This is a genomic window from Massilia sp. UMI-21 (assembly GCA_015277795.1).
Lineage (GTDB): Bacteria > Pseudomonadota > Gammaproteobacteria > Burkholderiales > Burkholderiaceae_D > Telluria.
In genome coordinates this window covers 1,057,894-1,070,217 of sequence record CP063848.1, presented here as the reverse complement: position 1 = coordinate 1,070,217, position 12,324 = coordinate 1,057,894, and the positions used below count along the sequence as shown (strand labels likewise).

4 protein-coding genes, 2 tRNA genes, 4 rRNA genes and 1 pseudogene are annotated in these 12,324 nt (G+C 58.5%); 3 read left to right on the top strand and 8 right to left on the bottom strand.

Features of this window, described 5'->3' with window-relative positions; translation table 11 throughout:
• Positions 1 to 25 precede the first annotated feature (25 nt).
• Together IM543_04725 and IM543_04720 are read left to right on the top strand one after the other, a co-directional pair.
• Complete coding sequence (locus tag IM543_04725; GenBank protein ID QOY95180.1) at positions 26 to 1,576, top strand: hypothetical protein; 1,551 nt, start codon at positions 26 to 28, stop codon at positions 1,574 to 1,576.
• A 76-nt stretch (positions 1,577 to 1,652) separates the two neighbouring features.
• Positions 1,653 to 1,994 carry a DUF1840 domain-containing protein gene (locus IM543_04720; GenBank protein QOY95179.1) on the top strand — a complete coding sequence of 114 codons (342 nt, stop codon included), beginning with the start codon at positions 1,653 to 1,655 and terminating at the stop codon, positions 1,992 to 1,994.
• A gap of 219 nt (positions 1,995 to 2,213) precedes the next feature.
• Here IM543_04720 and rrf (IM543_04715) read toward each other — a convergent pair.
• The 7 genes and pseudogenes from rrf (IM543_04715) to IM543_04685 all read right to left on the bottom strand — a co-directional run bounded on the left by rrf (IM543_04715) (position 2,214) and on the right by IM543_04685 (position 11,247).
• A 5S ribosomal RNA gene (gene rrf / locus IM543_04715) occupies positions 2,214 to 2,326 on the bottom strand.
• 136 nt (positions 2,327 to 2,462) lie between these two features.
• Positions 2,463 to 5,338: ribosomal RNA gene (locus IM543_04710) — 23S ribosomal RNA — on the bottom strand.
• Positions 5,339 to 5,566: 228 nt separating this feature from the next.
• Positions 5,567 to 5,642 (bottom strand) — tRNA-Ala (locus tag IM543_04705).
• Positions 5,643 to 5,660: 18 nt separating this feature from the next.
• A tRNA-Ile gene (locus IM543_04700) sits at positions 5,661 to 5,737 on the bottom strand.
• Positions 5,738 to 5,817: 80 nt separating this feature from the next.
• A 16S ribosomal RNA gene (locus IM543_04695) occupies positions 5,818 to 7,352 on the bottom strand.
• Together the 16S, 23S and 5S rRNA genes with 2 tRNA genes alongside form the textbook arrangement of a ribosomal RNA operon.
• A gap of 426 nt (positions 7,353 to 7,778) precedes the next feature.
• Positions 7,779 to 9,588: pseudogene (locus IM543_04690) on the bottom strand (penicillin acylase family protein).
• A gap of 30 nt (positions 9,589 to 9,618) precedes the next feature.
• Positions 9,619 to 11,247: a DUF418 domain-containing protein gene (locus tag IM543_04685; GenBank protein QOY95178.1), complete on the bottom strand. Its 1,629-nt coding sequence runs from the start codon at positions 11,245 to 11,247 to the stop codon at positions 9,619 to 9,621.
• A gap of 221 nt (positions 11,248 to 11,468) precedes the next feature.
• Between IM543_04685 and IM543_04680 the strand changes: the two genes are divergently transcribed.
• Positions 11,469 to 11,930 carry a MarR family transcriptional regulator gene (locus IM543_04680; GenBank protein ID QOY95177.1) on the top strand — a complete coding sequence of 154 codons (462 nt, stop codon included), beginning with the start codon at positions 11,469 to 11,471 and terminating at the stop codon, positions 11,928 to 11,930.
• 223 nt (positions 11,931 to 12,153) lie between these two features.
• On the opposite strand, the gene rrf (IM543_04675) is transcribed toward IM543_04680, so the two are convergent.
• Positions 12,154 to 12,266, bottom strand: a 5S ribosomal RNA gene (rrf, locus tag IM543_04675).
• Positions 12,267 to 12,324 lie beyond the last annotated feature (58 nt).

The following is a 12,324-nucleotide window of genomic DNA, read 5'->3' as shown; positions in this document are numbered from 1 at the left end:
GATCAGCGCGGTCATGAGCGCGGTCATGAGCGCCCCGGCGGGCAGCATCCGCTGGCTGCTCCGGCACGAGTTGCGGCTGCTGTGGTACAGCAGCGGCTCCAGCAAGCCTGGCAAGCCGGCGCGGCGCCCCGGCCGGGCCACGCTGGCAAGTGTGGCGCTGGCGTGGCTGGGCTTGCACGTCCTCGCGTTCTTCGTGGTCGCGCGCACGGCCGGCATCGACGCCGCCGACCCGCGGGTGCTGGTGGCGGTGACTGCACTGCTCTCCGGCGTGATGACCTTCATGCTGTCGAGCGCACTGCATGCGAGCGTACGCGTGCTGTTCGAGCGCGGGGACCTCGACCTGCTGCTGTCGTCGCCCCTTCCCTCGCACAGCATCTTCACGGTGCGCCTGGCCACGGTTGCCGCCGGCACCGCCGCGCTGTACCTGTTTTTCCTGGCGCCCTTCGCGCATGCCGGCGCGGTGCTCGGCCACGGTCGCTGGCTCGCGGTGTATCCGGTCCTGCTCGGCATCGCCACCGTCATCGCCTGTGCCGCGATGCTGATGACACTCGGCCTGGTGCGGGTGCTTGGGGCGCGCCGTACGCGCGTCGTCGCACAGGTAATCGGCGCGCTGGCGGGTGCGCTGCTCTTCATCCTGTCGCAGCTGTTCATGCAGTTTGGGGCCTCGATGAAAGCGCGCGCCGCGGCGGCCTTTGCCCAGGCCTTCGAGTCGAACGGGCCGCTTGGCGCGGGCAGCGCCCTGTGGTGGCCGGGCCGCGCGCTGCTGGGCGAGCCGCTGCCGGTACTGGGGGTGGTCGTGCTGGCGCTGGCGGCCTTCGTCTTCACGGCGGCGCGGACGCACCACTTCTTCGTCCACGGGCTGCAACAGGCCGCGTCCTCGAACAAGGCGTCGCGCCGGCCGGCCGGCGGGGTGCGCTATCGCTTCGGACGCAGCCTGTTTGCCAGCGTCCTGGCGAAGGAATGGCGGCTGATCCTGCGCGATCCGCACCTGATCTCGCAAGTGGCGCTGCAGCTGATCTATCTGCTGCCGCTGTGCTTCGTCATCTTCCAGCGCAGCGAAGCCCAGCTGCCCATGCTGGCGGTCGCCCTGACGCTGCTGTGCAGCTCCCTGGCTGCATCGCTGGCGTGGATCGTGGTCTCGGCCGAAGATGCCCCCGACCTGCTGCGGCTCGCGCCGGCGCCCGGGCGCACGCTCGGAATGGCCAAGCTTGCAGCGGCCATACTGCCGCCACTGGCGATCGTGCTGATTCCGATGGCCTGGCTGGTGCTGCGCATGCCGGCAATCGGCCTGTCCGCCGCTTTCACGGTCGGTGGCGCCGTCTGCGCGTCCGCCCTCACCGCGCACTGGTGCGGTCGCCCCGCCTCACGCGGGGATTTCACGACGCGCGGAAAAAACGACTTCCTGACCCAGATCCTCCAGGTGGTCAACAGCCTGTCCTGGGGTGGACTGGCCTGGGGCCTCGCATCCCTGGCAACCGACGGGTCCAGCCAGGCCATGACCGGCACCGCGGTCGCCGCCGCGGCGGTGCTGGTGGCGTTCGCGGCTGCCTGGTTCCTGCGCCGCTCGCGCCCATAAGTGCGTGCGCGACATGAAAGCAATTGCAAGTCGTGTTATCGTTTAATCACTAACAAATCAATCAATGGGCACAGCTATGTTGATTACATTCAAATGTAAATCCTATCCTGAAGTGTTGATGTACCAGGAGCACGCCAAGCGCATCCTGGATCTGTTGCACAAGGATACCGAACGCGGCGTCATAACCGCGGAAGAAGCGCCACGTGCGGTGGCCTTGCTCGAGGGCGAGATCGACGAAAGCAAGAAGCACCAGGTTTCCGAACAGGTCGAGCGTGACGTGCATGCGCACCACGGCGAGAGCGAAGATAACGATCACGAGCCGATCGAGCTTGTTACCTTCCCGACGCGAGCATATCCTTTGCTGGAAATGCTGCGTTCGGCTCGCGACCAGCATACCGACGTGCTCTGGGGCGTGTAAGCGATTCATGCGAATTACCAGCGGGGCGTCAGCCCCGCTTTTTTTGCGCTCCTCCCGCTGGCGCGGCGGCAGCCTTGCGTGCCAGGCAAACCGGCGCGATGCACATGCATAACGACGCTTTGGAGCAAAGATGCACAGTGCGCATCCGGGCGCTGGCGTATTGCTTGAAGACGCAAAAAAGCCCACCAGGATCACCTGGTGGGCTCTTTCATATAACTAGCCTGACGATAACCTACTTTCACACTGGTTGCAGCACTATCATCGGCGCAAAGTCGTTTCACGGTCCTGTTCGGGATGGGAAGGGGTGGGACCGACTTGCTATGGTCATCAGGCTTTGACTTGTCTGAGTTTTACCAATCGGTAAAACTCACAATCCGGGAAGAAGTAAGTTTCTTTTTATTCTTGGGTAGCAGTATCAACAAACTGCAGCTGTATTTCTTGACTTGTTCTATATCCTACCAAGGTTATAGGGACAAGCCGTACGGGCAATTAGTACTGGTTAGCTTAATGCATTACTGCACTTCCACACCCAGCCTATCAACGTCCTGGTCTCGAACGACCCTTCAAGGAGCTCAAGGCTCCGGGAAATCTCATCTCAAGGCAAGTTTCCCGCTTAGATGCTTTCAGCGGTTATCTCTTCCGAACTTAGCTACCCGGCAATGCCACTGGCGTGACAACCGGTACACCAGAGGTTCGTCCACTCCGGTCCTCTCGTACTAGGAGCAGCCCCCTTCAAATTTCCAACGCCCACGGCAGATAGGGACCAAACTGTCTCACGACGTTTTAAACCCAGCTCACGTACCACTTTAAATGGCGAACAGCCATACCCTTGGGACCGGCTACAGCCCCAGGATGTGATGAGCCGACATCGAGGTGCCAAACTCCCCCGTCGATATGAACTCTTGGGAGGAATCAGCCTGTTATCCCCAGAGTACCTTTTATCCGTTGAGCGATGGCCCTTCCATACAGAACCACCGGATCACTATGTCCTACTTTCGTACCTGCTCGACTTGTCGGTCTCGCAGTTAAGCACGCTTATGCCATTGCACTATTAGCACGATGTCCGACCGTACCTAGCGTACCTTCGAACTCCTCCGTTACACTTTAGGAGGAGACCGCCCCAGTCAAACTGCCTACCATGCACTGTCCCCGATCCGGATAACGGACCAAGGTTAGAACCTCAAACGAACCAGGGTGGTATTTCAAGGTTGGCTCCACCGGAACTGGCGTCCCGGTTTCAAAGCCTCCCACCTATCCTACACAGATTGGTTCAAAGTCCAATGCAAAGCTACAGTAAAGGTTCATGGGGTCTTTCCGTCTAGCCGCGGGTAGATTGCATCATCACAAACATTTCAACTTCGCTGAGTCTCGGGAGGAGACAGTGTGGCCATCGTTACGCCATTCGTGCAGGTCGGAACTTACCCGACAAGGAATTTCGCTACCTTAGGACCGTTATAGTTACGGCCGCCGTTTACTGGGACTTCAATCAAGAGCTTGCACCCCATCATTTAATCTTCCAGCACCGGGCAGGCGTCACACCCTATACGTCCACTTTCGTGTTTGCAGAGTGCTGTGTTTTTATTAAACAGTCGCAGCCACCAGTTTATTGCAACCCTTTCACCCTTCCACAGTAAAGTGGTCAAGCTACCGGGGCGTACCTTATCCCGAAGTTACGGTACCAATTTGCCGAGTTCCTTCTCCCGAGTTCTCTCAAGCGCCTTAGAATACTCATCTCGCCCACCTGTGTCGGTTTGCGGTACGGTCTCGTATGACTGAAGCTTAGAGGCTTTTCTTGGAACCACTTCCGATTGCTTCGCGGCATAAAGCCACTCGTCTCAACCCCTTGAATTCCGTGCCCGGATTTGCCTAAGCACCTTCTATGAGTCAAAAACTAGCTATTCCAACAGCTAGACAACCTTCCGCGATCCGTCCCCCCATCGCATCATACGACGGTGCAGGAATATTAACCTGCTTCCCATCAGCTACGCATCTCTGCCTCGCCTTAGGGGCCGACTCACCCTGCTCCGATGAACGTTGAACAGGAAACCTTGGGCTTACGGCGTGCGGGCTTTTCACCCGCATTATCGCTACTCATGTCAGCATTCGCACTTCTGATACCTCCAGCATCCTTCACAAGACACCTTCGCAGGCTTACAGAACGCTCTCCTACCATATCTATTGCTAGATATCCGCAGCTTCGGTGACTGGCTTAGCCCCGTTACATCTTCCGCGCAGGACGACTCGATCAGTGAGCTATTACGCTTTCTTTAAATGGTGGCTGCTTCTAAGCCAACATCCTGACTGTTTTAGCCTTCCCACTTCGTTTTCCACTTAGCCAATCTTTGGGACCTTAGCTGGCGGTCTGGGTTGTTTCCCTCTTGACGCCGGACGTTAGCACCCGACGTCTGTCTCCCAAGCTCGCACTCATCGGTATTCGGAGTTTGCAATGGTTTGGTAACTCGCAATGAGCCCCTAGCCATAACAGTGCTCTACCCCCGATGGTGATACTTGAGGCACTACCTAAATAGTTTTCGGAGAGAACCAGCTATTTCCAGGTTTGTTTAGCCTTTCACCCCTACCCACAGCTCATCCCCTAATTTTTCAACATTAGTGGGTTCGGACCTCCAGGGCGTGTTACCGCACCTTCATCCTGGCCATGGGTAGATCACCTGGTTTCGGGTCTACACCCAGCGACTGTCGCCCTGTTCGGACTCGATTTCTCTACGGCTCCCCTATTCGGTTAACCTCGCCACTGAATGTAAGTCGCTGACCCATTATACAAAAGGTACGCCGTCACCCCACGAAGAGGCTCCGACTGTTTGTATGCACACGGTTTCAGGATCTATTTCACTCCCCTCCCGGGGTTCTTTTCGCCTTTCCCTCACGGTACTGGTTCACTATCGGTCGATTACGAGTATTTAGCCTTGGAGGATGGTCCCCCCATGTTCAGACAGGATTTCTCGTGTCCCGCCCTACTTGTCGTACGCTTAGTACCACCGATCTGATTTCGCATACGGGACTATCACCCACTATGGTTCCTATTTCCAGAGGACTCTGCTATCAGTTCGACTATCACGTACAGGCTCATCCCATTTCGCTCGCCACTACTTTGGGAATCTCGGTTGATTTCTTTTCCTGCAGCTACTTAGATGTTTCAGTTCGCCGCGTTCGCTTTGCATACCTATGTATTCAGTATGCAATGACCTATAAGGCCGGGTTTCCCCATTCGGAAATCTGCGGATCAAAGTGTGTTTGCTCACTCCCCGCAGCTTATCGCAAGCTACTACGTCCTTCATCGCCTGTAATCGCCAAGGCATCCACCATGTGCACTTATTCGCTTGTCCCTATAACGTTGGCCCCTGCTGACAACAGGGATCGTCATAGAAAATCAAGAGTACAGCTTAATTGCATGTTTGTTGATACTTGATTACTACCCTAAGTGTGCACTTTTACATGCACGCTTAAAAAAACTTTACTTCTTCCAGATTGTTAAAGAACGAAAAAACAGTGATCTCGAAAAGACCAAACCTAAGCATCTTCTTGCTTACGTTTGCACTTTCAGAACCAGGTAATGGTGGAGGATGACGGGATCGAACCGACGACCCCCTGCTTGCAAAGCAGGTGCTCTCCCAGCTGAGCTAATCCCCCCGGTTACTTGCGATAACTTGGTAGGGCTGGTTGGACTCGAACCAACGACCCCCGCGTTATCAACACGGTGCTCTAACCAGCTGAGCTACAGCCCCGACATACACTGTTGTTCTCTTTACTAACAGCCGATAAGCGTGGACGCTTGATGTGGAGGCAAGCTCCGGTGCTACTCTAGAAAGGAGGTGATCCAGCCGCACCTTCCGATACGGCTACCTTGTTACGACTTCACCCCAGTCACGAATCCTACCGTGGTAAGCGCCCTCCTTGCGGTTAAGCTACCTACTTCTGGTAAAACCCGCTCCCATGGTGTGACGGGCGGTGTGTACAAGACCCGGGAACGTATTCACCGCGACATGCTGATCCGCGATTACTAGCGATTCCAACTTCATGTAGTCGAGTTGCAGACTACAATCCGGACTACGATACACTTTCTGGGATTAGCTCCCCCTCGCGGGTTGGCGGCCCTCTGTATGTACCATTGTATGACGTGTGAAGCCCTACCCATAAGGGCCATGAGGACTTGACGTCATCCCCACCTTCCTCCGGTTTGTCACCGGCAGTCTCATTAGAGTGCCCAACTAAATGTAGCAACTAATGACAAGGGTTGCGCTCGTTGCGGGACTTAACCCAACATCTCACGACACGAGCTGACGACAGCCATGCAGCACCTGTGTGAAGGTTCCCTTTCGGGCACTCCCAAATCTCTTCAGGATTCCTTCCATGTCAAGGGTAGGTAAGGTTTTTCGCGTTGCATCGAATTAATCCACATCATCCACCGCTTGTGCGGGTCCCCGTCAATTCCTTTGAGTTTTAATCTTGCGACCGTACTCCCCAGGCGGTCTACTTCACGCGTTAGCTGCGTTACCAAGTTAATTAAAACCCGACAACTAGTAGACATCGTTTAGGGCGTGGACTACCAGGGTATCTAATCCTGTTTGCTCCCCACGCTTTCGTGCATGAGCGTCAATCTTGACCCAGGGGGCTGCCTTCGCCATCGGTGTTCCTCCACATCTCTACGCATTTCACTGCTACACGTGGAATTCTACCCCCCTCTGCCAGATTCAAGCCTTGCAGTCTCCAATGCAATTCCCAGGTTGAGCCCGGGGCTTTCACATCAGACTTACAAAACCGCCTGCGCACGCTTTACGCCCAGTAATTCCGATTAACGCTTGCACCCTACGTATTACCGCGGCTGCTGGCACGTAGTTAGCCGGTGCTTATTCTTCAGGTACCGTCATTAGCGCAGAATATTAGTCCGCACCGTTTCTTCCCTGACAAAAGAGCTTTACAACCCGAAGGCCTTCTTCACTCACGCGGCATTGCTGGATCAGGCTTGCGCCCATTGTCCAAAATTCCCCACTGCTGCCTCCCGTAGGAGTCTGGACCGTGTCTCAGTTCCAGTGTGGCTGGTCGTCCTCTCAGACCAGCTACTGATCGTCGCCTTGGTGAGCCTTTACCCCACCAACTAGCTAATCAGACATCGGCCGCTCCAAAAGCATGAGGCCCGAAGGTCCCCCACTTTCATCCGTAGATCGTATGCGGTATTAGCGTAACTTTCGCTACGTTATCCCCCACTTCTGGGTACGTTCCGATGTATTACTCACCCGTTCGCCACTCGCCACCAGGCCGAAGCCCGTGCTGCCGTTCGACTTGCATGTGTAAAGCATGCCGCCAGCGTTCAATCTGAGCCAGGATCAAACTCTTCAGTTCAATCTCTGTTTGTTGACTCTTTCGAGTCATCCGCATTGCTGCGGAGTCGCTCACTCAAGATACTGACCGTCATCTCATTGCTGAGACAACGCTTAATACTTTTGTGAACATTTGATAATTTAAGTATGCGGCTGAGCGAACCCAGCCGGCACCTTCATCAAACGCCCACACTTATCGACTGTTAATTGTTAAAGAACCTTGTTCTGTACTACCTTGCTGCACCGTACGAAGCGTTGTGTTCGTCAGCAGCAGAGAAGTGAGATTATGCAGTGTTTCGCTTAACTCGTCAACCCCTCGTTCGCTTCGTTTTTTGATTTTCTCTTGAGCTTGCTACCGTAAGCATTTGATTACGTTAACGTTTTTCTGCTCAAAACAAAGCGGATGCGAACTATAGCAAAGCGCAGGTCAGCTGGCAAGCCCTTGTCTTCAGTCGGCCGGCACCAGTTCGATGAGCTGTCGCGCGGCTTTCTGCACCGCGTCGTGCGAATACAGGAGTGGGAAGTATCTACCCTCGGCCCAAGTCTGTGCGAGGTCGCGGTAATGCGGACTTGCCGGATCGCCAGACTGGCCCGGCGTATTGATTGCGCGGGAGTTGTCCCAGTTGCCGACGTCGAGCACCATGCGGAACGATGACCCGTGGGCCTGCCAGAAGCTGTCAGGGTAGTAGCTCGACGCATTGACCGTATAGGCGCCGCCACCGCGGGGCAAGGGTCCGACATTCACCTGCCCCCGGGCCGCCGCGTCGAGGATCGGCGTCATCGGGTGGATGAAGTAGCTGAAGTGGAGCTTGCCCTACTGCCAGCGGGCCGGATCCGGGCCCTGCAATCCTTCCATCTCCGCCCACGCGTGCGCCAGGCTGGAAAGCAGGACCGCGTTACGCTTGCGAACCGCATCGGCGCCGAAGCGCCGCGCCGGGTGTTCGAGCGATTCGAGCAGGACGCTCGCATGCGGCGCCTCGAAGCTTTGCGCCGCCGCTGGCATGAGCGCCGCCTCCTTGAAGGCCTGGCCAAGATGCCGCGACCACCATACCTCGTACAAGGCCGCGGCAGCCGACGTGGCGTTTTCCTCGCCGTTCCACGCCGACAGCAGGCGCAGCGCCGCCAGGGTCTTTCGGTCGTGCGACGACAGCGGCTTGAGCAGGGCCAGCAGCCGGCGCGCGTTCAGCGATACGACGTCGTTCTGGAGGCGCTCCATGTCTTCCATACTCGCCCTGGGCGTCTTCGACAAGACCTCCGATCCGCCGCGCGCGAGCATCGTCGGGCCATTCGAAACCGAGCTTGTGCTCCCGGTATGGAAAGCCCGCCGGCAGGTTCATCTCGTTCGCCGACGCGAACCAGCCCCGCTTCGGATCAAGTACATACGGAAGTTTCGCGCCGTCGAGGAAGCCCTTCCATTCATAGCGGCCGTCGCCCGGCACCGGCATCAGGCCATCCCAGTTGGAACGCACCGGCGCCAGGCCGCCGGCGACCCAGCCGATATTCCCGGCCGTGTCGGCGTACACCTGGTTCTCGGTCGGCGCGCCCCAGCGCTCCATGGCGCGGCGGAACTGGGTAAAATCCCGGGCCTTCATGTAGTCGATACTGCCGAAGTACGGCGCCATGCCTGGCGCCGTCCATGCGGTACGGACCGCGAGCGCGCGTCGCTTGCGGGGGTCGTGGTAGATCACCGGTCCGTGGCGGGTGAAGCGCAGTTCGACCGTCCGCGTCGCGCCGCCGCGCACCGCGAGCTTCTCGCGCTCCACGCGGAAGTTCTCCCAGCCGCTCCGGTAGCGGTACTGCCGCGGATTCTTCGAGTTGATTTCTTAGACATAGAGGTCTTCCTGGTCGACGCTGAAAATGATCAGCCCGAACGCAACCCTGCCGAGGTAGCCGAGCCAGCGGAACTCGAAGGGCAGCAGTTCGGGCCTGCGCGCGATATGGTCGATATAGGCGTTGATGCCGGCGACGAAGCGGGCACTGGTCCGCTGCGCATCCTTGCCGTAGGCCGCCCATTCCGGCTCCATGCTGCCGCGGTACAGGAACAGGCGTGCCGCACGGTCCTGCTCCACGTAGGAAGGACCGAAGACCGAGGCCAGCTCCCCCAGCCCACGGCGGCGCCACAAGTCGATCTGGAACAGGCGGACGCGCGCGGCATTGAAGCCCTGGACGAAAAACGCATCGTCCTGGCTCGCCGTGTAGATATGGGGCACGCCCCAGCGGTCCACCAGGATCCGGGCCGGCTGCTCCAGTCCGTCCACCTTGAGCGGCGCCGAACCGAACCGGCCGCATCACGCCGGCGTCGCCACCGCAGGCAGCACGGCCGGGGTCCCGATGCGCATCGGCGGAATCTGCCAATAGGTGACCGCACGCCACAGCCATTCCACCGGGCCGTAACGGAAGCGCGACAGCCACGCATGGCTGAACACGATCTGCGCCGCCACGAGCACGAGCACGAACAGCATCTGGTCGACCCGCGAGATGCCCCAGTTGCCCAGGCCGTAGCCGAGGAAGAAGGTGGATGCGACCAGCGATTGGGTCAGGTAGTTGGTCAGGGCCATGCGGCCGAACGGTGCCAGCAGGCTCACCTTGTTCAGTGGTGACGCGCTGTACAACATCAGGATCACCAGGCTGACATAGCCGAGCGAGGCAGGCAGGTTGCCCAGCATTTGCAGGCCCGTGGCCAGCTGGAAGCCGTCGGCGCCGCGTGAACCCGGCACCGCTCGCATGCTGATGGCCGATCCGAGCAAGCCCATGCCGATGCCGATCGGCAGGCCGAACATTGCCAGCTTGCGAAACAGCGGCAGGTGGGCCTGCGCCTTCTCCATGACGCCCGAGCGGACGAACCAGGTCCCGATCAGGAACATACCGGTCAGGATCGTCGCGAAGCCCACCTCTCCGGGCGCCTTCTCGAGGAGCTCCCTGGCCCGCATGCTCATCACGTCGGCATAGCTTCCTTTCGTGAGCGTCGCGGTTTCGGTCTTGATGCGCTCTTCGCGCTCCTTGAGGTTCTTGGCCCGCGCGGCATTCTGCTCCTTTCGCTTTTCGGCTTGTTCCTTGGTGGCGGCCACGGGCGGCTTCTCGGGGAAGAAATACATCGATGCGCCAGCACCCGTCATCATGAGGAAAATGAAGCAGTAGATGCCGACACCGATCCGCCATGGACGCGCGGGCCGGTCGGCGTGGTAGCGTGCGGAAAGGCAGCCGAGCGTGACGAGTGCGGCGCCAAGCATCGGCAGGCCGAAGCGCGCCTCTGGCGGCGTGCCAGGCAAGAACCAGGTCGCGGCGCCACCGATGAGGCCACTCACGCCGAGCAGGATCATGATGAACGCGATCACCGGCAGCTTGCCGAGGCGCTTCATGCGCTGCTCGCCGCGCAGCCACCAGGCAACGAAACCTGAGAACGCAAGGCCGCCGGCCAGGCCGAACATCCAGTTCATTCCCGGGATAAAGCCTGCGCCGGCACACAAGGCGATCGCAAGCAGTATCCACTTGGTCCGCCCATACAGCACGATCAGCAGCGCAGTCGCCGCGACCGCGTAGCTGAACAGGATATCGCCGGAGAACAGGAAAATGTGGTGCAGGGCGCCGAAGACGGCCAGCGCGGCGATGCGTCGCATGTAGGGAACCAGGAAGCCGCGGCCGGCGCGCTCCGCCCTGGTGAGCATGACGGCGAAGCCCATGCCGAACAGGAGGGAGAAAATAGTCCAGAATTTTCCGGTGACAAAATACTGGACGAAGTAGCTGACCCAGAAGTCTGCCCCGGTCAGCCCCCTCTGCAGGCCCGAGCCGAGGGCGGCAGTGGCCCGGTTGAAAAACTCGACATTCATCATGAGGATGCCGATGAGGGCGAAGCCGCGCACCACATCCAGTGACTGGATACGCTCGTCGTTCGCAACCGGCGTCCAGGCCGCCGGCACAGTTGCTTGATCCATGGCCATTCCTTCTGGTTATGATCCTGCGATAGTAGTGCGCCGTGCCCTGGGCGATGCATCGAATGCGACGAAACGACAAAAAGCGGTGGCAAAGCGTCTTCCGGAAGCCCATTATGCATGTTGCATGAAGCGACTCGGCCACTCAGCACAGGCCTTTGTTGGGTCACTAGCTTGCAATTAGCTCGTGTGCGATCTATATTGGATTGATGAAAACCACCATGCCTTCCCCCACTGCTGCGCCTGTGCTGGGCAAGCAGTTGTGCTTCGCCTTGTACTCGACATCGTTGGCGATGATGCGTGTCTACCGCGGTCTCCTGCCGAGGCTCGGGCTGACTTATCCTCAATATCTGGTGATGATGGTCCTGTGGGAGCAGGACGAGCTGACGGTGTCGGATATCGGAGAACGCTTGTTTCTGGATTCCGCCACCTTGACGCCACTGTTGAAACGCATGGAAGCGCAGGGCCTGGTGCGGCGGGCGCGGGCGCGCGCCGATGAGCGGCAGGTGATTGTCAGCCTCACCGAGCAGGGCCAGGCCTTGCGAAACGATGCGGCGGCGCTGATGCCGGAAATCCTGTGCGCTACCAAGTGCTCGGTGGAAGAGATCACCAGCCTGCGCGACCAGCTGGTCGATCTGCGCAAGAACCTGAACGATAGCGCCGGCGCCTGAGCAGGCGGGGCTTCGCCCCGCACTTGACGTCTGCCGGACGGGCACGGCGGCTCCGTTCGTCCAAGCCACGAAGTCCGCTCAGTCGGCCTGGACGGAAGGCTACACACAAAGCAAACACCCCCACCAGGGCAAGGATTCGCCGTGCGGATCCAAGCGCTGGGGTGTTGCGTACCGACGCAAAAAAGCCCACCAGGATCACCTGGTGGGCTTTTTCATATAACTAGCCTGACGATAACCTACTTTCACACTGGTTGCAGCACTATCATCGGCGCAAAGTCGTTTCACGGTCCTGTTCGGGATGGGAAGGGGTGGGACCGACTCGCTATGGTCATCAGGCTTTGACTTGTCTAGAAATTTGACCACATGGTCAAACTTCACCAATCTTGGAAGAAGT

Bases quoted from the DNA above. Each gene is read 5' to 3' on its own strand.
- IM543_04720 (QOY95179.1), top strand. From the start codon at position 1,653: ATGTTGATTACATTCAAATGTAAATCCTATCCTGAAGTGTTGATGTAC.
- IM543_04725 (QOY95180.1), top strand. From the start codon at position 26: ATGAGCGCCCCGGCGGGCAGCATCCGCTGGCTGCTCCGGCACGAGTTG.
- IM543_04680 (QOY95177.1), top strand. From the start codon at position 11,469: ATGAAAACCACCATGCCTTCCCCCACTGCTGCGCCTGTGCTGGGCAAG.